The 19,563-nt window shown below is 36.9% G+C and carries 19 protein-coding genes, 1 tRNA gene and 1 riboswitch; of the genes, 7 read left to right on the top strand and 13 right to left on the bottom strand.

Features of this window, described 5'->3' with window-relative positions; all coding sequences use genetic code 11:
- Positions 1 to 13 precede the first annotated feature (13 nt).
- Positions 14 to 86: riboswitch (Fluoride riboswitch) on the bottom strand.
- A gap of 61 nt (positions 87 to 147) precedes the next feature.
- Positions 148 to 1,533, bottom strand: a complete 1,386-nt coding sequence (locus tag KW2_RS01330; RefSeq protein ID WP_021036654.1) for a DUF4199 domain-containing protein — start codon at positions 1,531 to 1,533, stop codon at positions 148 to 150.
- A 203-nt stretch (positions 1,534 to 1,736) separates the two neighbouring features.
- Between KW2_RS01330 and KW2_RS01325 the strand changes: the two genes are divergently transcribed.
- A complete protein-coding gene (locus tag KW2_RS01325; protein ID WP_021036653.1) occupies positions 1,737 to 2,246 on the top strand; it encodes a DUF2325 domain-containing protein in 510 nt (169 codons plus the stop codon).
- A 71-nt stretch (positions 2,247 to 2,317) separates the two neighbouring features.
- Here KW2_RS01325 and nrdG read toward each other — a convergent pair whose 3' ends face one another.
- Both nrdG and nrdD read right to left on the bottom strand, forming a co-directional pair.
- The gene (nrdG, locus tag KW2_RS01320) at positions 2,318 to 2,917 is read right to left on the bottom strand and encodes an anaerobic ribonucleoside-triphosphate reductase activating protein (protein WP_021036652.1); all 600 of its coding nucleotides are present in this window, start codon (positions 2,915 to 2,917) and stop codon (positions 2,318 to 2,320) included.
- Between the two features lie 2 nt (positions 2,918 to 2,919).
- On the bottom strand, positions 2,920 to 5,163 hold the full coding sequence (gene nrdD, locus KW2_RS01315) for an anaerobic ribonucleoside-triphosphate reductase (protein ID WP_021036651.1): 2,244 nt from the start codon (positions 5,161 to 5,163) through the stop codon (positions 2,920 to 2,922).
- Positions 5,164 to 5,506: 343 nt separating this feature from the next.
- Here nrdD and KW2_RS01310 point away from each other — a divergent pair, with 343 nt between their 5' ends.
- Entirely contained in the window at positions 5,507 to 6,820 is a 1,314-nt protein-coding gene (locus tag KW2_RS01310) for a LysM peptidoglycan-binding domain-containing protein (protein ID WP_021036650.1), read from the top strand.
- Positions 6,821 to 6,868: 48 nt separating this feature from the next.
- Here KW2_RS01310 and KW2_RS01305 read toward each other — a convergent pair whose 3' ends face one another.
- The 5 genes from KW2_RS01305 to KW2_RS01285 form a co-directional block, all read right to left on the bottom strand.
- Positions 6,869 to 7,153, bottom strand: coding sequence for a hypothetical protein (locus KW2_RS01305; RefSeq protein WP_011675299.1), 285 nt, complete (start codon positions 7,151 to 7,153; stop codon positions 6,869 to 6,871).
- Positions 7,150 to 7,698: a DUF6036 family nucleotidyltransferase gene (locus tag KW2_RS01300; protein ID WP_014571972.1), complete on the bottom strand. Its 549-nt coding sequence runs from the start codon at positions 7,696 to 7,698 to the stop codon at positions 7,150 to 7,152. The genes KW2_RS01305 and KW2_RS01300 overlap by 4 nt, the downstream gene beginning before the upstream one ends.
- 114 nt (positions 7,699 to 7,812) lie before the next feature.
- Positions 7,813 to 8,325: a cysteine hydrolase family protein gene (locus KW2_RS01295; protein WP_021036649.1), complete on the bottom strand. Its 513-nt coding sequence runs from the start codon at positions 8,323 to 8,325 to the stop codon at positions 7,813 to 7,815.
- A 239-nt stretch (positions 8,326 to 8,564) separates the two neighbouring features.
- Positions 8,565 to 9,410 (bottom strand): aldo/keto reductase, encoded by an 846-nt coding sequence (locus KW2_RS01290; protein ID WP_011675296.1) that lies wholly within the window; start codon positions 9,408 to 9,410, stop codon positions 8,565 to 8,567.
- Positions 9,411 to 9,476: 66 nt separating this feature from the next.
- On the bottom strand, positions 9,477 to 9,941 hold the full coding sequence (locus tag KW2_RS01285; RefSeq protein ID WP_021036648.1) for a GyrI-like domain-containing protein: 465 nt from the start codon (positions 9,939 to 9,941) through the stop codon (positions 9,477 to 9,479).
- Positions 9,942 to 10,158: 217 nt separating this feature from the next.
- Between KW2_RS01285 and KW2_RS01280 the strand changes: the two genes are divergently transcribed.
- From KW2_RS01280 to KW2_RS01275, 3 genes are all read left to right on the top strand, one after another.
- Positions 10,159 to 10,635: an S-ribosylhomocysteine lyase gene (locus KW2_RS01280; protein ID WP_011834348.1), complete on the top strand. Its 477-nt coding sequence runs from the start codon at positions 10,159 to 10,161 to the stop codon at positions 10,633 to 10,635.
- Between the two features lie 198 nt (positions 10,636 to 10,833).
- The gene (locus tag KW2_RS12070; RefSeq protein ID WP_011675293.1) at positions 10,834 to 11,001 is read left to right on the top strand and encodes a hypothetical protein; all 168 of its coding nucleotides are present in this window, start codon (positions 10,834 to 10,836) and stop codon (positions 10,999 to 11,001) included.
- Positions 10,985 to 12,004: a Gfo/Idh/MocA family oxidoreductase gene (locus KW2_RS01275; RefSeq protein ID WP_021036647.1), complete on the top strand. Its 1,020-nt coding sequence runs from the start codon at positions 10,985 to 10,987 to the stop codon at positions 12,002 to 12,004. The genes KW2_RS12070 and KW2_RS01275 overlap by 17 nt, the downstream gene beginning before the upstream one ends.
- 46 nt (positions 12,005 to 12,050) lie before the next feature.
- Here the strand turns inward: KW2_RS01275 and KW2_RS01270 are convergent, their stop codons facing one another.
- From KW2_RS01270 to KW2_RS01250, 5 genes are all read right to left on the bottom strand, one after another.
- Positions 12,051 to 12,716 carry a YcjF family protein gene (locus KW2_RS01270; protein ID WP_021036646.1) on the bottom strand — a complete coding sequence of 222 codons (666 nt, stop codon included), beginning with the start codon at positions 12,714 to 12,716 and terminating at the stop codon, positions 12,051 to 12,053.
- 90 nt (positions 12,717 to 12,806) lie between these two features.
- Complete coding sequence (locus KW2_RS01265; RefSeq protein WP_021036645.1) at positions 12,807 to 14,705, bottom strand: ABC transporter ATP-binding protein; 1,899 nt, start codon at positions 14,703 to 14,705, stop codon at positions 12,807 to 12,809.
- On the bottom strand, positions 14,702 to 16,483 hold the full coding sequence (locus KW2_RS01260) for an ABC transporter ATP-binding protein (protein WP_021036644.1): 1,782 nt from the start codon (positions 16,481 to 16,483) through the stop codon (positions 14,702 to 14,704). The genes KW2_RS01265 and KW2_RS01260 overlap by 4 nt, the downstream gene beginning before the upstream one ends.
- A gap of 251 nt (positions 16,484 to 16,734) precedes the next feature.
- Positions 16,735 to 17,148 carry a DUF1398 family protein gene (locus tag KW2_RS01255; protein WP_021036643.1) on the bottom strand — a complete coding sequence of 138 codons (414 nt, stop codon included), beginning with the start codon at positions 17,146 to 17,148 and terminating at the stop codon, positions 16,735 to 16,737.
- A 73-nt stretch (positions 17,149 to 17,221) separates the two neighbouring features.
- The gene (locus KW2_RS01250; RefSeq protein WP_021036642.1) at positions 17,222 to 18,049 is read right to left on the bottom strand and encodes an NAD(P)H-hydrate dehydratase; all 828 of its coding nucleotides are present in this window, start codon (positions 18,047 to 18,049) and stop codon (positions 17,222 to 17,224) included.
- 37 nt (positions 18,050 to 18,086) lie between these two features.
- Between KW2_RS01250 and KW2_RS01245 the strand changes: the two genes are divergently transcribed.
- Together KW2_RS01245 and KW2_RS01240 are read left to right on the top strand one after the other, a co-directional pair.
- Positions 18,087 to 19,361: a BaiN/RdsA family NAD(P)/FAD-dependent oxidoreductase gene (locus KW2_RS01245; RefSeq protein ID WP_021036641.1), complete on the top strand. Its 1,275-nt coding sequence runs from the start codon at positions 18,087 to 18,089 to the stop codon at positions 19,359 to 19,361.
- A 66-nt stretch (positions 19,362 to 19,427) separates the two neighbouring features.
- Positions 19,428 to 19,513: transfer RNA gene (locus KW2_RS01240), tRNA-Leu, on the top strand.
- The last annotated feature ends 50 nt before the right edge of the window (positions 19,514 to 19,563 follow it).

Here is a 19,563-nt window from a genome sequence, read left to right as displayed (position 1 = left end):
GCAAAAAAAACTTTGCTTTGTAGGCGCCATTAGATTCAAGTTATTTCTTGAAACGGTTTCGGGTGTGCACCATACCCATCTATTATTAATTTACCACTTTATTTTTACTAGGTCAAATTTTTGAAATCTATTTTTTTGATAAATTTATCATGTGTGAGCCGAACCATTACTATGCCCTGGGCTTCCATTAAGACCTTGAGCTTCACTGATAGTCATATAGGTATAATTCCCAGGATTTGCCACCGAACTATAATATCTTTGACTACTTGGACGATAGAAACAATAGCCAGCTTCCGCTACTCCCCAACCAGCGGGATTTGTGCTATAACCTCCACTTGCCACTGCCGAATTTTCTTGCGAATCTGAGCTTGCTTGAGCTGCAGCTGTTTGATTTTCTGCTGCTTGGGCTGCAGCTTTTTCATCTGCTATTCTTTTTTGTTCGTCATCTCTTTTTTTCTTGTCCGCAGCTGCTTTAGCCGTTTCATTATTGGCTTTAACTTTACTTGTATTGTCAATAATGTTTTGCGAAGCTTTATCTAACTCATCAAGTGTTTCAGCTTTATTAACTGAATCTATGCTCTCTTGAATTAATGTTTTGTCTGCAGCAGAAATATATGTATCACTTAGTAAACTTTGAGCACTTTTTACTGTCGAATTGAGTTGTGCTTTTTTATCATCTACTTCGTTTTTTGTTTGGATATTTGACTGAGCAGTTTCTAAAGCAGTACTGATCTCAGACATCTTATCTTCGATATCTGAAGCTTTTTTAGCTTTTTTAATCTCTAGTACTAACTTGTCTAGTTGACTTTTATCTTGTGCTGACAGATTTTTATCTTTTAAAGTTGTTGCAACTGTTTTCAGTTGCTCTTCTCGTTGATTATGAACAGAAATTAGCTCTAATAAATTTTCAGATTCCTTTTTATAGGACTTTAATGACTGATAATTATTTGCTTTTTGCTCTAATTTATCAAGGCTTGCTTTATCTTCTGATAAAATATTTTCATCATTTTTAAGCTCAGCAGATTGATTCAAAATATCATCGACTGCTTTTTGCTCAGATTTTACAACAGATATAAGGTGGTTAAGTCTTTTTGTCTCTGCTTTTATCTTGTCATTGTTTTTACTTTGATTAATTTGATGAGTATCTTTTTGTTCAGCTTTAACATCTTTTTGTGTTTCTATCGAAACATATTCCGATGATAAATTTGACAGTTTTTTATCAGACTTGGTTAGCTCTGTCCGAGCTTCTTTTAAATTAATTTGATTACTATGAACTGTCAATACTCCAGTTGTAGCAACAAATAAGATAAGAGTAACAAGCCAAAGAATCTTATTAGTGATTTTGGAAATAAAATTCCCTGTATTTTTTCGTCCACTTAACAAATAATAAATAGTGAATCCTAAGAGTCCTAAAAATACGATTATTCCTAATACATTATTGATTGTTGATGTAATCATTATCAAAAATAAGACTACAAACAAAAAACCAAGTCCTCTCACGACCGAGCCTAAACTCCCTTTAAACTTTTCCATAAAATCTCCTTTTTAACTTTTCCTCCTAATTTTATAAAGATATTCTTTCTTTTTCAAGCTTATTTTAACTTATTTATTATTTTTTAACTTTATTGATATAGTCTTAACATAATTCTTTGCTAAAATCTTCAACTAAAAATGTGATATAATCACTATAATTCGCTTTTGTCAGTAAAGACGGAGCTATTAATAAGGAAATTTAAATGAAAACACTACTTATTCTATGTGAAGTAAAATATTGGCATGATTTTCGGGAGGGCTTGGCTAAGGTTGGAGTTACTTTTCTTGGTTTCGATAAGAAAAAACCAAATCGGGCTGAAATTGACCAGCTCGTAGCCAAATCAGACTTTGTCATCATGAGAAATCGAAATGTGGCTCATCATTCGATTCAATTTGCTAAAGAAGCCTGCAAAGCAACTAATACTCCCTTTTGGATTAGCAGTAATTTTGGTTTGGAAACAATCATCAAACAATTAACGCAAAATTTTCCAGATGAGTCCTTTGAAAGGACTGGTCAAATCAAGAAAACTAAAAACCAAAATGGTAAAACAGCCTCGCAAAAGAAAGTTTCTTTATCTGAATCTGCTAAAGCTAAGGAAACTCAAAATTACTTAAAAGGGACAAAAAAACACCGCCCCCTCAAAACGGCGCTCAAAGAAATCCAAATTACTGACGACGAGTCAGATTTCACAAAATTATTAAAAAAATACTGACAGAAGACTGTCAGAGGATAGCCGTTGGCACTTTAGTGCTTACGGATATGCTCGAATGTCCATCAGTATTTTTAAATTAATTTTTCTTTATGAATTTGCTCAAAACTATTTTCACCATCATTGAGTTTTTCCCAAATAACTACTTGACCTTTTGAGCGTGATTTTGGCACATCAATAATTCGTTGATTAGATGAACCACGGAATTGCAACATCAGGTTTTTCTTTGATAATTCAAAACGACCATCAACTAAAACATCTAACAAATCAAGCATTTCTAATTTATCATCTGTTTCAAGCATCATCTCTTCCCATGTATAACCCGTCCATGACCAAATATCTTTGTCAGGCAATTCACGGCGAATCCGTTTAAGTAGCGGAATCAAAAATGTCGTATTCAAGAAGGGCTCCCCGCCAAGGAGGGTCAAGCCTTGGACATAAGGCTCGGCAAGATCAGCCATTATTTTATCTTCGAGCTCTTTGGTATAGGGTCTTCCATAACGAAAGGACCATGTGGCTTGATTATAGCAGCCCTCGCAATGAAACATACAACCACTCACATAAAGTGAACAACGTACGCCCTCACCATCAACAAAGTTAAAAGGCTTATAATCTGCAATATAATTTTGTGAGAGCTCATCAGCTCTCCATTCTCCTGGTTTTGGATTGTTCATACTTATTTCTCCGCAAAATATTTTGATTTTGCTTCGTCAACTTCGACTGAATCAATCAAATTTCCATCATTCAAAGCTCCAACAGAACCGTTCATGTGTTTTACACGCGATGAAATTTCTTTGTGACGACCGTGAACCATTGGACGTGCTTGAGGATTTCCAAGATATCCACAGGTACGTTTTACAACGTCACAGGTTTTAGGATCATCATTGCCACATTGTGGACATTTGAAACCACGTTCTGTTGGAGTGAAATCTCCTTCAAAACCACAAGCGTAACAATGGTCAATTGGCGCATTTGTCCCAAGATAACCAATACGGTCGTAAGCAAAGTCCCAAACGGCTTCAAGTGCTTTCGGATTTTGTTGAAGAACTGGGTATTCACAGTAGTGAATAAATCCACCATTAGCATAAACAGGGTAATCTTTTTCAAACTCTAATTTTTCAAATGGCGTTGGATTTTTACGAACATCATAATGGAAAGAGTTAGTATAGTAGTCTTTGTCAGTAATATCCGCCACTGAACCAAATTTTTCTTTGTCCATTCGGCAGAAACGGTCAGTTAAACTTTCTGATGGTGTTGAATAAACAGAATAGTGATAGCCTGAGGCTTTAGACCAATCTTCGCAATCTTCGTGCATACGTTTGACAATTTCAATGGTAAAAGCTTTGGCTTCTGGATTACTTTCCCAAGTTGGACCATAAAAAGTGGTAGCCACTTCATAAAGTCCGATATAGCCCAAACTTACGGTTGCACGTTCATTATTGTACAAGTCATCTACTGAACCTTCGGCATCAAGACGGCCTAAAGCGCCATTCATAAAGAGAATTGGTGCATTTTTAGGTTGTGCTTCTTTGGCACGCTCCACACGAAAGGCAAGGGCATCATGTGCAATTTCAACACGTTCATTGAAAATTTCCCAGAATTTTTCTTTATTTCCAGCGGCTTCAAGAGCGATACGTGGCAGGTTGACTGTGACAACTCCAAGATTATTACGTCCAGCAGTCACTTCATTCCCATTGGCATCTTTCCAACCTTGTAAGAATGAACGACAACCCATTGAAGCTTTAAATGAACCTGTTAATTCAACAATTTTATCATAGCTCAAAATATCAGGGTACATGCGTTTTGTTGAACATTCAAGGGCAAGTTCTTTGATGTCATAGTTTGGTGTTCCTACTTCTAGATTAAGTCCACGTTTGAGTGTGAAAATCAATTTAGGGAAAATGGCTGTGCGGTGCTCAGAACCTAAACCACCAATCCGTACTTTCAAAATTGCTTTTTGAATTTCACGCGCATACCAATCATCTCCTAAACCAAAACCAACAGTTACAAAAGGTGTTTGACCATTTGAAGTGAACAAAGTATTAATTTCATATTCTAAAGATTGCATTGCATCATAGATATCTTTAGCTGTTTTCTCACGAGCATAAGCTTCGCGTTTTTCATCGCCATCAATCCATTTTTGAGCATCTTTTAAGTGTTTTTGATAGTTTAACTTGGCATAAGGGGCCAAAACTTCATCGGCACGGTCAAATGAACAACCACCGTATTGGCTACTTGCCACATTGGCGATAATTTGACTGGCTTGAGCAGTTGCTGTTTGAATGGATTTGGGTGAATCAACTTGAGCATTTCCAAGTTTAAAACCATTTTCAAACATATTTTTAAAGTCAATCAAACAACAGTTAGCCATCGTTGTAAATGGGCTATAATCAAGGTCATGATAATGAATATCGCCTTTTTGGTGAGCATTTGCCACATGTGGGGGAAGGAGTTTCAAACCAATTGCTTTGGAAACCGCCCCAGCAGTCAAGTCACGTTGAGTATTGAAAACGTTAGAATCTTTATTGGCATTTTCATTAACGACAGTTTGGTCACGATTGATTAATTTTTCAATCGTGAAATTGATATCTGTCGCTTTGGTACGAGCTAAATCACGATTCGCACGATAAGAGATATATTCTTCAGCAAGTGCTGTTTCGCCAGACTCCAGAAGTTCTTGTTCAACAATGGATTGGATTTCATAAATTTTGACATTTTCAGAAAAACGACTAAAAATCTCACTGACCACTCTGTCAGTAAGTTCTGAGAGTACTGATTTATCTGTCAGTTCTACTTTTTTAGCCGCTTTAGTCAAGGCATCAAAAATTTTCTCACTATTAAATTTTACTGAGCGCCCATCACGCTTTATAACATTGATTTCTTCTAGTGTTACATCTTGATATTTTACTTCTGTTTTCATATATCCATCCTCTTCATTTACATCATCTATTCTATCAAATTCTCGCAAATGACACAATATATAGAATAAATTATGTAATGACACACAATATCTTGTGTCGCTTGCTTTCATTCAGCTTTTTCTTATTATTTGACAAAATATAAGTTTTTTGTATCACAATTGTAATATTTTTGTTTTAAATCAGATTTTTTAGATTAAAGGCAAAAAGTTTTTACAAATATGAATCCTTAACGGAAAAACGTTTACAAACCGCCACCAAATTGACATCTTTTTTTAGCTTGAGGCGTGGTAGAATAAAGATAGTACTTATTATATTTTGTAATCTTTAGAAAGGTAATTATTTATGCCAGTATCACGTGTTAAAGTTAAAAATAGACATTTAAAAAAGAAAACTAAAAAACCACTCGCTTTTTATAAACCAGCCACAAAATTTGCTGGCGCTGTTCTTATTGCCGGAACATTGACAACCACACATGAACTTCTTCTTCAACAGACAAGTCCAATGGTTCAAGCAGCGACTAACTCATCAGAGGCTTTTATTGAAAGTATTGCCGCATCAGCAAAACCTGTGGCAGATGCTAATGGCTTATATCCTTCGGTCATGATTGCCCAAGCTATTTTGGAAAGCAACTGGGGCTCAAGTCAGCTTTCACGAGCTCCCTATTATAATTTATTTGGTATTCAAGGTACTTATCAAGGAAAGAGCGTCGTATTTAAAACTCAAGAGTATCTCAATGGTAAATGGGTGACCAAAGATATGCCCTTTAGAGTCTATCCTTCCTTTAATCAAAGTTTTCAAGACAATGCTTATGTCCTAAAAACAACAAACTTTGGGAATGGTCCCTATTACGCTAAGGCTTGGCGAGCTAATGCTGCCACCTATCAAGACGCTACTGCTGCATTGACGGGCAAATATGCTACCGACCCAAGTTATGGCGCTTCACTGAATCGCATTATTTCTCAATATAATTTGACTCGTTTTGACGGAGCTTCTTCAGCTGGAAATACTAATTCTGGTGGCTCGACAACCACAAATACGAATAATAATTCTGGAACCAATAGCAGTTCAACTACTTATACCGTCAAATCTGGTGATACTCTTTGGGGAATTTCACAAAGATATGGAATTAGTGTCGCTCAAATTCAAAGTGCGAATAATCTTAAAAGTACCATTATCTACATTGGTCAAAAACTTGTACTGACAGGTTCAGCTTCTTCTACAAATTCAGGTGGTTCAAACAATTCCGCAAGCACTACTCCAACCACTTCTGTGACACCTGCAAAACCAGCTTCACAAACAACTGTTAAGGTTAAATCCGGAGATACCCTTTGGGCGCTATCAGTAAAATATAAAACTAGTATTGCTCAATTGAAAAGTTGGAATCATTTAAGTTCAGATACCATTTATATTGGTCAAAATCTTATTGTTTCACAATCTGCTGCTTCTTCAAATCCTTCGACAGGTTCGGGCTCAACTGCTACCAATAACTCAAACTCGACTTCTTCTAACTCAAATTCCTCAATTCATAAGGTCGTTAAAGGAGATACTCTCTGGGGACTTTCGCAAAAATCTGGCAGCCCAATTGCTTCAATCAAGGCTTGGAATCATTTATCTAGCGATACTATTTTAATTGGTCAGTATCTGCGAATAAAATAAATTATTATTAATGAACTTTTAGTTAATAAAAAAAGAATGAAATTCAATTCATTCTTTTTTTAATTCTTGTAAAACCGCTTGAAGATGGATAGAACGAGTCGGTTCTGACATTCCAACAGTCATTTCCCAAGGAGTTGTTTCTTTTTCAAGAGCCAATTCAAGAAAAACACGTTGAAATGAAGTTAATTCTTCACAGTTCGTTAAATAGTCAATCTCTTTTTTAGAGAGCAAAATTTTGTCACGTTGAATCACTTTGTTTAGGTAGCGAACCCAAAGTTCTAAATTCCATTTGGATTTTTGGGCAGCCTGCAAGAGATATTCAATCCACGTCATTGTAATAACCTCAGTATTTTTGGATTTTTTCGTAAATAATTTTTTAAAGCTTCTTCACCATAAGCCAAACTATAAGCTTCTAAAATAACCGCTGGGTCTGCCGATCCATCAGTATGCTTAAAACGTTCTAAAAGGATATCCGGACTTTCAATTTTCAATTTCTTCATCAATTTTGCAATGTCTGGCACATCTTTGGTACGTCCGACTTGAATTTTATCAATCAAAATCGCTTCCAGTGGTGAGAGCCCAACAGTCAAATGACTTCCTTCAAAAATAATTGTTTCATCTGTTTTTGAATGAGACATAACTTCCCCAACTGCTTGACTCAGCCAAGGTTCATTAGCAGTTCCCACATGATATTCTTCACCAATTTCTTCAATGATTTTATCTATTTTTTCAGTAGTCTCATAAAAAGCATCAATGTCCTCTGTCGCCTTCATTCCATAGTATTCAAGTACAAAACCGCCAACACAGTGTAAATGAAGTTGCAAATTCTCTTCTGAAAGTTTTTCATTCAAGCGGGAAAATAATTGATGATAATTCAAATTTTTAACCTCTCTCACACTTCCAAATTTTTGTCATTTCTCTTTCCATTATCAATGATAGATAAGAATTTGTCAAGTTGAAATTGCTGACAGAATCAGTAGTTTTATTGCAACCTATGCATTTATAATCTCTATTTGACAAGAAGACATTGTTTCAAGAGCAGCTAAGTGTTTTTCTGGTGAAACGCCCGCACAACAAGAAGCATCGACTGTCAACTTCACTTCGGGAGCATAGGCTTTGATTAACAAGGCATTAGAAACCACACAAATATCCGTACAAATTCCGATGAGTTCAACCTCATCAAAGTTTTCATCACGGATAAATTCCGCTAAACTTCTTGAACCAAAAGTTGTTTTTTCAAAAATTTTAGCAAAGCCAACTTGTGCTTCTTTGCGAATTTCCCAACCATAAGTCCCATTTTGACAGTGAATAACCGGCAAATTCTTTCCTTCTTGTGTTGATAAATAATCTTCAAAATGCGTGTCTTGCGTGGCAAACCGATTTTCTTTAGGATAGTGAGAAAGTTTTTCAATGACATTAGGAAGAATAGCTTGCGCCTCTTTTGTTCCCAAACTTCCATCAATAAAATCATTTTGAAAATCAACTAAAACAAGTGCTTTTTTCATCTTTTCTCCTTGGTATTTGATAATTTTTTCTTATTATGACCGAGCATTATTCTTCGCAAGGTGAGCGTGGCTCGACTAGGCAGTCTAGCGTTTTATAGTTAGAGATAATTATAGCAAAAATCTAAAAAATCTGTCAGCAAAATTCTACTGACAGACCTTTTTTAATTTACTGACCAAATTCTCTGCTGTCTTGTAAGAGAGGTAAACAATCTGTCAGTAAAATATTTCATAATTATTCTTTAGAAATCAACTTCATCAGGATTTTTAGCCAATCCGGCTTTACCATGAAGACTGTCAATAAAAGCAATATCTTCAATACTTAAATCAAAATCAAAGATTTCTGCATTTTCTTTAATTCGAGCAGGGGTTACTGATTTAGGAAGTGGGAGGTATCCTTTATGAAGTGACCAGCGCAGTACCACTTGGGCAATTGTTTTATTATATTTATTTGCCAAATCAGCAAGTTCTGCAACTTCAAAGATTTTACCAGTTCCAAGCGGGCTATAAGCCTCAGTCAAGATATTATTGTCCACATTAAAACTTACAATTTCTTCTTGTTGGTCACTTGGATTGACCATGATTTGGTTAACTGCTGGTTTGATTTCAGCAAATTTCAACAAAGGTTTCAAATGACGTGGGTGGAAGTTTGAAACACCAATCGCACGAGTTTTCCCAGCTTTTAATCCTGCTTCCATTGCTTTCCAAACAGCGAGATTGCGTTTTTCAAAGTCAGGACGAAAAGCCTTTGGATTTGGCCAATGAATGAGATATAAATCGACATAATCAAGTCCCAATTTTTCCAATGATTCGTCCAATGCTTTTGCTGCATCTTCTGTCGTTCCTACGCCCCAAAGTTTAGTAGTAATGAAAAGTTCTTCACGTGGAATTCCTGAGTCAGCAATTGCTTTACCAACAGATTCTTCATTTTTGTAAGCAGCCGCTGTATCGATATGACGATAGCCTGCTTCAAGGGCAGCTTTTACTGCATTATAAGCTTCTTCTCCACTTGCTGATTGCCAAGTCCCAAATCCAACTTTTGGGATTTTAATGCCATTGTTTAGTGTGTAAGTGTCTGTTAATGTCATATTTTTTCTCCTTAGTAATTTTAAAAATACATGAGTTCGTCACCAATCAAAACTCTTTTTTGCTTCTTAAATTCTTTCAATGGGAAACCAAAGTTCTAACTCCTCTGGATTTTCAGCTGAAATCGAATGATGCTCCTGTACGGCTCCAACTAGTTCCAAATCCTGTTGAGCCATGAAGTTTTCCATCTCTGAATAGACTTTGTGCATTTCATAAGTTGCTGTTTCAACAACTAAATACCGAAAGCTTGGAAAGGTCCATTTTGTCCAATTTTCAGGAGCTTTCGTAGTATTTTCAACTTCAGCACCTGCCAGATAAAGTCCTCCATCGGACCAAGCGCTAAAAGTTCGTGCCTCATCAGACATGACTCCCCACACGGCAAGAGGTTGTTTAACTAAATGAGCAATTTCGTCAAAAGCATTTGTAGCTTGCTGCCAGAGCGGCGGAATCCAAATGTCAGCTTCTTGCGATTTACCTAAGCCTTCTTTTCCGATGACCGAGAAAGATGACTTTTCAACTTCTCTGATGTTCACTTCCCCTCCTCACTCTTTTGAAAGTATCGTCTAATACTTCCTTAACTAGGACTACAAACGCTTTACTGAAAACGCTATAAGGTCATTTTACCACTTTATAATAAAAATAAAAAAATATTTCGCTTAAAAAATGATAGAATAGAATTAGAATTTAAAATAAAGGAGGAGATACTGACAAGGCTGACTTTTATCGGCTGAGTTTTGTATCATATATTTTATGGCTGAAGTAGAATCTTTTCAATTAGATCACACAAAAGTACTTGCCCCTTACGTACGCTTAATTGGTAGCGAAACTGGACCGAAAGGTGATGTTATTACTAACTTTGACGTTCGTTTTGTACAACCTAATGCCAATGCCATTGGTATGGCTGCTTTACATACTATCGAGCATAGTATGGCAAGTTTGATTCGCGATAGAATCGATGGTATGATTGACTTTTCACCATTTGGTTGTCAAACTGGTTTCCACATGATTATGTGGGGTGAACATAGTTCCGAAGAAATTGCGAAAGTGATTAAATCTTCTCTAGAAGAGCTTTCAAGTGATGAATTTGGTTGGGACAATGTTCCTGGTGTTGCGGAAAAAGAATGCGGAAACTACCGCAATCACTCACTTTTCGGTGCTAAAGAATGGTCTAAGAAAATCCTCGCTGAAGGAATTTCAACTGACCCTTACGAACGTAAAGTCATTTAAAATTCGCTCACTTACCGCACGAAGTAATTTTAAACTATCAACGTTTTTAGATTACAACACTTAATCATTTCCTTTTGTAAGGAATTTAATAGGTTAATTTTTACTGACAGTTCTGTCAGTAAATTTTCGTACGTCAAATCTACTTAGAAAGGAACTGAATTCAGTGAGTAATTTACTTGCTGAATCGTATTTAATCTTATGGGAAAATATCAACTTGATAATAAGGGACAGAAATCTGTCGGTAAATTTCATGAAAAAAACTCAACGGTAGGCGGAAAAGGCATCAATACCAAAAATGCTACTCAGGCTAAAATCGAAGCCCTCCGTGCCAAAATGGAGAATAAAAAATATGACAAAAAAGCTTAATATTGCTTATGTTGGTTTTGGTAAATCAACTAATCGCTATCATATCCCTTACGTGAAAGAACGTGAGAATATTGTGATTAAACGAGTTGTCAATCGGACTTTAGGAAAACGTCCGGAACAAGCTGAATTAGAAGCGACTGGAACTTTATTTTCAACTGATGTCGCTGATATTATCAATGATGACCTGATTGATTTAGTCGTTATCGTTACACCAGCTTTTGCTCATTATGACTACGCTAAGCAATTGCTATTAGCAGGGAAAAACGTGCTCTGTGATAAGCCTCTTGTGGAAACTTTAGAACAAGCCAAAGAGTTGGTAGATATCGCTAAAGAAAAAAATCTTTTCTTCATGCCTTTCCAAAATCGCCGCTTTGATAGTGATTTCTTGACTGTCAAAAAAGTGATTGAGCAAGGTTATTTAGGTGATTTAGTGGACATTACCGTCAATATGGATCATTTCAGACCTAATGATGCTAGTCAAGGTGGAAATTTTGATGGCGCTTGGTATGGTCACGGAGTTCATTTAGTAGACCAAATGGTATCGCTTTTTGGAACTCCCAAAGAAGTTCAATACGACATTCGCGCGACCAGAGATTATGACAGTGTTGATGATTACTTTTCTGTCAATCTCATGTATCCAAACTTAAGAGCAACCGTCGCTGCTACCGAAGTTGCTGCGATGCCCCACCCAAAATGGATTGTTTATGGAACAAAAGGAACATTCATCAAAATGGATGTTGACCAACAAGAAAATGATTTAAAAGTTGGCATGTTCCCAGGTGATGAAGGCTTTGGCCAAGATAGTCCTGCTGATTTTGGTAAGCTTACTTATTTCAATCAAAATGGTGACCGGATTGTGAAACATATCCCAACTGTTGCCGGTGATTATGGAAGAGTTTATGATTCTGCTTATGAAGCAATCATCAATGGCGCTGACAAGTTAGTTTCTGATGAGCAAATGCTAGCTGTTATCAAAACTTTGGAAAATGGTTTTTCTAAATAATAAAAAAAAGACTGATCAACTGATGAGTCTTTTTTTTGCTGACAACTTATTTTTTCTTCGTGGTTTTTTGTAATTTACTGACCAAACCTTTAAATTGCCCTTCAAAAGTAAGAACATTATTGAAAATATCCTCACCATCATTGAGCATTTTGACGGTCACCCAACCCAAGGCTTCAGTAATTGTTGTGGCTACTGTCGCATTAATTGCTCCACCTGCAATTGTTCCTACTGCTGGAACAAATTTCAAGACATTTCCTACGAGGCTGCGTCCCAGACCAACGACTACTAATTCCTTTGTGACTCCCTTTGCCAAAGCTTCTGACCAAGAAGCCCCAAATATTTTATAAAGTCGCATCATCATGGTCAGTTGAATCGGAACAAGCAAGACGGCATCCGAAAAAGGAATGGGTGAAAAGCCAACAATTGCTGCTGTCAAAGTTGCAAAATGAATCGTTTCATGACATTTTCTTCGTGTTTGACTGTCCACTCCGACTAAAAACTCATCAAAAAGCTGATCAAATTTTTGAGAATTATTAGCCAAAAACTGTTCGGCCTTAGCCTTTGAAACCACAAATGAAGATTTTATTATTTTAGCAGAACGAGCTGGCATATTTTTGAGAACTTGATTGAAAAATTCATCAAAGCCTTCATTTTTTGCTATTTTATCTTCATCTGTTCTATCCTTTAATTTCTTATCTGATTTTCTAATCATCTGCGCTCCTTTCAGCCTATTTTTAACTCATTATAACAAAATAGTCTCTTAATACACGAAAAAATCAATCAAAAATTTGATTGATTTCTTTTATTTTGCAAATTGTGAATTGTACAAACTTGCATAAAGTCCTTCTTGTTTTAGTAGACTTTCATGATTGCCTGTTTCTACAATATTTCCCTTGTCCATGACCAAAATCTGATTAGCATCACGAATGGTCGATAAACGGTGCGCCACAACAAAACTTGTCCGCCCTTTGAGCAAACGATTCATTGCCGATTGAATCAAGCGCTCAGTTCTTGTATCTACACTTGAGGTTGCCTCGTCCAAAATTAATATCTCGGGATTTGCCACAAAAGCACGCGCAATGGTTAACAGCTGTCTTTGTCCCTGAGAAATATTTGTAGCCGTTTCATTTAAGACGGTTTGATAACCTTGAGGTAAAGTCGTGATAAACTCATCAGCATGGGCCATTTTAGCGGCCTGAATCACTTCATCATCTGTCGCTTCAAGACGTCCATAACGCAAGTTATCCATGATTGTTCCTGAAAATAGCCATGTTTCTTGCAAGACCATTGCCATCCGACTTCGCAATTGTTCTCGTTTTGTTTCCCGAATGTCTTTACCTTCAAGTAAAATTTTCCCTGAGCTCACATCGTAAAAACGTTCTAGCAAATTAATCATGGTTGTTTTCCCAGCACCAGTTGGTCCGACAATGGCAACCATCTGACCGACTTCAACTGAAAAATTAACATCTGTCATCAGTGTTTGATTTTCATTGTAAGAAAAAGCAACTTGTTCAAAATTAATGAAATCAGGCGAAGCAGTTGCTTTTAAGTTGCTGACAGAATTTTTTGAGCTTTCGTCAGTCCTTTTTTTCTTGCTGTCAGTAACTTTTTCAATGTCCGTTATCCCATCAGTCATTTCTTTTTCATCTAATACTTCAAAAATACGCTCAGCCGATGCGACTGTTGCTTGAATGGTATTAAGCATGTTAGAAATATTCGTAATGGGTTGCGCAAATTGATTGGTATATTGCAACATGGCTTGAACATCTCCGAGATTGACTGACCCTGAAATCACTTTAAGCCCACCAATCACTGCCATGGCTAAATAATCCAAATTATTGATAAAGCGCATGGTTGGATAAATCAAAGTAGACACAAATTGTGCTTTCCATGCGGATTTATAAAAATCATCATTTCTTCTAGCAAATTCTTTTTCAGCTGCTGCTTCATGATTAAAAGTTTTAATGACCGTGTGCCCTGAGTAATTTTCCTCAATTTGATCATTTAATAAGCCCAAATTCTTTTGTTGTTCAGAAAAGAATTTTTGCGATAAAGGAGCGACAATTCTGACAGTAATCATTGCTAAAGGAACTGTGATAAAGGCAACTAGTGCCAACTGCCAAGAAATTGTCAGCATGAAGTAGATGGTTCCTACAAATTGCAGGATACTTGTAATCAGTTGAATCAATGTTTGGTTTAAAGTCCCCGAAATATTGTCCATATCATTAATCATTCGACTCATGATATCACCATTATTATGACTATCATAATAAGAAATGGGCAACTTTTTCATTTTATTTTTAAATTCGCGGCGCAAAGTATAAACCGTTCGTTGTGAAATTCGAGTCATGATGCTTTGTTGCAAGACTCCAGAAACAAATGAAATTAGATAAATGACCAAGACATAAAGCAAAATAGATTCAACTTTTGCCATGTCAATTCGAATAGCTTGATGATTTTTTAGACTTTTTGTCACTCCATCAAAAATCACCGTTGTCGCCGTCCCTAAGATTTTAGGGGCTTGAACTGATAAGATGACTGACAGACCAGCAATTACCATTGAAAATATCAACCCCCACAAATCGCGACGCATATATTTAAAAAGACGAATAATGGTCGGAAAGAAATTTTCAGCTCGCCGTCCCTTTTGGAAACGGTCAGCTCCCTTCCCCCCACGATTAAGATAATTTCCTCTCATCATTGGACTGGCCCTCCTTTGTCAGTTGAATTTGTAATCGAAAGACCCATTTTCACCAAATCCTCATCTGAGAGTTGTGATTGCATGGTTTCTTGATATTGCGGACATGATTTGGCCAGACTTTCATGTGTTCCAAGACCCACGGCAAGTCCATTTTCCAAAACTAAAATTTGGTCAGCTGACATGACTGTGGCAATCCTTTGGGCGACAATCACTTTGATTTTATCATGATGTTTTTCTGACTTGTTAATCGCCTCGCGAAGTTTCCGGTCTGTAGCGAAATCTAATGCAGAAAATGAGTCATCAAAGAGATAAATTTCAGCCTCTTTAATCAATGTTCGAGCAATGGCAATTCTTTGTTTTTGGCCACCAGAAAAGTTGGCACCATTTTGTTCCACTGCCATCTCAAGACCACCTTGTTCTCGAATAAAATCTGCAGCTTGAGCAATTTCTAAAGCTTGCCACATTTCTTCATCAGTGGCATCACTTTTCCCAAATTGTAGATTAGAACGCAGGCTTCCAGAAAAAAGAACTGCTTTTTGTTGAGTTAAGGCGACCTTCTCATGCAAATCATGTTGAGACATTTGCCGAATATCAATCCCATTAATATTGACACTTCCACTTGTTGGGTCAATCAATCTAGCAATCAAATTCAAAATCGTTGATTTCCCAGAACCTGTCCCACCAATAATCGCTAAAGTTTGACCAGCTTTCACATTTACTGACAAATCTGACAGTGCTTGTCTTTTAGCCTCATCAAATTTGAATGAAACCTGATGAAGTGCTAAAGAATTACTGACAGACTCATTTAGCTCCTTATTAACTTGCTCATCCGTGATTTTGTCTTGTCTTTCTAAAATTTCTCGAACGCGGACAGCCGAAACTTGAGCTCGGGGCACCATAACAGCGACTGCCGACAATTGCATAAAGGACATCAAAATCTGTGATGCATAAGTCAAAAAGGCAACCAATGAGCCCATTTCCATCATATCTTTACCGATGAGTTGTGCACCAAACCAGACAATTCCGATATTTGTAAAACTCAAAATAACGGTCATGATTGGCATTAACATGGCAATGGTGGTCAATACTACTCGGCTAGTATGCGTTAAATCTCGATTTGCTTCATCAAATTTATCAATTTCATATTGGTCTCGCCTAAAAGCCCGAATCACCCTTACTCCAGTCAGCCCTTGTTGAAAGATGAGATTAATCTTATCAACTTTAGTTTGCATTGAACGAAAGCGGGGCATGGCAATGGCGATATTTATCACCACAGCCAAAGTCAAAATAGGCAAAGAAATTAAAAAAACAAGCATCAAATCATGTGATAATTTCCAAGCCATAAAGATTGAACCAATCAACATCATCGGTGCCATAAGCATCATCCGAAGCATCGTCTGAAAAACATTTTGCAGTTGAGTCACGTCATTTGTTGTCCGGGTGATTAAAGTTGCATCACCAAAATCTTGAAAATTACGCTCATCCATAAATAATACTTTATTAAATAAGTCACGACGTAATTTCATCCCCAAACCTTGCGATTGTTTGGAAGCAAAATAAACATTCCCAATCGCTGAAATCCAGCTAGCAAGGGCAACGATTAGCATTATTAAACCCATAAACCAGATATATTTCATATCTGATTGACCGATTCCTTTATTAATAATGTCCGCTGTAATTGTTGGCAACCAAAGATTAGTCACCACTTGAATGACAAGCAAAAAAAGTGCCCAAAAAACAGGCCAAAAATTCAAATAGCGTCGGCCGATTGTTAGCATGCTTTCTCCTTTTTTAGCGAAACTACATTTAGTAGTTTTTCTTTATTTTTATTAGTTCTCATCATCAATATTATATCATTTTTATTTCAAAAATTACGAAAGAAAAAATCACTGACAGAAATTATCCAATCTCTTGCTGATATTTTTTAGAAATTATCATTTGTCTACTAAAGCTTGTGATTAATCCTATATTCGTCCCTAAAATAAAAAAGCACTCTATTATCATGAGTGCTTTTTTATAACGAACTTTCCTAAACAATGGTTACCGCAAGGTAGGCTTCAACATATTCCTCGCCCTGAGCTCCACGATAAGTAACAATCCTTTTCTCAAAATTAGCTTCATAGTCAATCACACCAGCCTCCCAAGTTGCACTTAAAAACTCAGGAAAAGTCGTTTTACCCGCTTGGTCAGCTCGTAAAGCTTTAATCAAGGCTTCCCTATCAAAAGTTGCAACTTCCTGAAAGCCGGTAAGCATTGGCGCATTAGTCAGGCTAATTACTCCAGCAACCGTCCAAAAAGTGCTCTGTCCCGCTGGTAAGGTCCAGACGTTTTTCAAAACACCAGCTTCTCTCAAACATTCGGCCAGATATGGAAAACCGCCCACTTTTGGGCGAATGGTCTCAGCTTTTTTCATGGCTCCTTCTACAAGTTCTATTGCATTCATTTTTTCACCTCATTTCGCTTATTTGATGATTAATTATAACAAAGTTCAAAGAAAAAAATGCTGACAGAATTTATCAGCATTCATATTTTTTCATAAATAATGGGATTTCTTCAATCAATCGACTGGGTAAGACCACATAAGCTTTTTTAGCTAAATGACTTGCTATTAAACTGTGTAAATAGGTTGCAGCAGCTACTGTCTCTCTTGTTTCTCCATGAAATTGGGCCAAAAATCCGCCAATCATTCCAGCCAACGTATCACCCATTCCTCCCGTTGCTTGAGCTGGGAGACCTATTTTTAAAATAAAGTTCTCTTGATTTGGACTGAAAATTCGCGTTTCTGAGGATTTTGCAACGATAATTGCTCCTTCTTGCTTAACAAAATCTTGAAGGGCTTCTTTAGTTTGCTGACCAATTTTCAAACTAGAAAGTCGTTCTAACTCCATTTCATGCGGTGTGAAAATCGTATTTTGCGGATAAGGCAAGCTTAACTGTTCTTTAGCAAAAAGAGTCAGTGCTGAACCATCAATGACCAACTTTTGTTTTTCTGTCAGTAAATTCAAAACTTCTGTCAGTAAATCAAGTCTCTCTAAACCCAGTCCTGGACCAATGACAATGACGTCAGCAGATTTTGCCACTTCTCTTAGAGCTGACAAATCATCAAAATCAATTGTCATTGCTTCTGGGAGTCTTGCATGTAAAGCGCCATGGTTCTCTTTAGCCAATGCTACAGAAACTAAACCAGCTCCAGAATAAACTGCACTTGTCGTTGCCAAAATAGCCGCGCCGCCATATTGAGCATTTCCACCAATCACTAATAAACGTCCGTAAGTTCCTTTATAAGAATCTTTTTTACGTTTTTTAATCACTTTTCTTAAAATCTCATCAGTCAATTCAATCATACTGCTATTTTACCGCATTTCGTGTTAAAATTAAACCATGACAAAATCAGCAAAAACATTTGACGTTATCGTTGTTGGTGCAGGCCCGTCAGGAATGATGGCCGCCATTTCAGCAGCGGAAAATGGAGCAAAAGTTGCTCTTATTGATAAAAATAAAAAAGTCGGAAAAAAATTATTAATGACCGGTGGCGGGCGCTGTAATGTGACCAATAGTCGCTCTGTTGATGAAATATTAGCAAATGTTCCTGGTAATGGACGCTTTCTTCATTCGGCCTTTTCTCAGTTTTCTAATCTTGATATTATTAACTTTTTTGAAAGTAATGGTGTTAAATTAAAAGAAGAAGACCATGGACGCATGTTCCCTCTAACTGACAAATCTAAAACAATCGTTGATGCGCTCTTCAACAAAATTTTAAGCCTTCATGTTTCTTATTTTCCAAGTCAAGCTGTCAGCCAACTTATCATTGAGAATGGGGCCATCGTTGGATTAGAAACTGATAGTGAAAGCTATTTAAGTCCAACAATCGTTCTCTCTACGGGTGGTCGTGCCTATCCTTCCACAGGTTCAACCGGCGATGGTTATCGCTTAGCCCGCTCAGCGGGACATACGATTTCGCAACTTTATGCTACCGAAGCTGCGCTACTCTCTGATGAATCTTTCATTTTAGATAAAAGCCTTCAAGGAATTTCTTTACGTGAAATCAAGCTGTCAGTCGTTAATGCTAAAGGAAAAACAGTGATTTCTCATCAACATGACTTGCTCTTCACTCATTTTGGTTTGTCTGGTCCGGCTGCTTTACGCTGTTCAAGTTTCATTAACCAACTTCTTGAAAAAGGTGAAACTCCTGTCATGGTCAGCTTAGACCAATTCCCAGATAAATCGGCTGGGTTTTTAAAAAATGAACTGACCAAGCTAGCTTCAAGTGATAAATCAATTAAAAATGCCTTCGCTGGACTAACCCAAGAACGCATGCTTCTCTTTATTCTTGAAAAAGCTGGCATTAATCCTGCCTTACCAGCCAAATCTTTATCTGAACAACAAATCGAAAAACTCGTTCAACTGTTCAAAAACTGGCAAATCATGATAAATAAAACTCTCCCAATTGAGAAGTCATTTGTCACTGGTGGCGGTGTTTCTTTGAAAGAAGTAAATCCTAAAAGTATGGAAAGTAAAAAAACGCAAGGCTTATTTATGACTGGGGAACTGCTAGACATTAATGGATATACTGGTGGTTATAATATTACTTGTGCCTTTGTCACAGGTTTTGTCGCTGGAAAACATGCCGCCGAAATTGCCTCTTATTTCCAATAAAAAATCAGCCCTAGTTCATACTTGCACAATTAATCTAGAAATGGTACTATATTAAAGTACTGTTTTGCGGTGGTGGCGGAATTGGCAGACGCGCAGGATTAAGGATCCTGTCGGGAATTTTCTTGGTGCGGGTTCAAGTCCCGCCCACCGCATAATATTAACTCAGCTAAGGCTGAGTTTTTTTATTGCCTTTTTATAGAAA

The sequence above is a fragment of the Lactococcus cremoris subsp. cremoris KW2 genome (assembly GCF_000468955.1).
GTDB lineage: Bacteria > Bacillota > Bacilli > Lactobacillales > Streptococcaceae > Lactococcus > Lactococcus cremoris.
The sequence above is the reverse complement of the archived record's forward strand: the minus strand, read 5'-3'. Positions and strand labels throughout refer to the sequence as shown.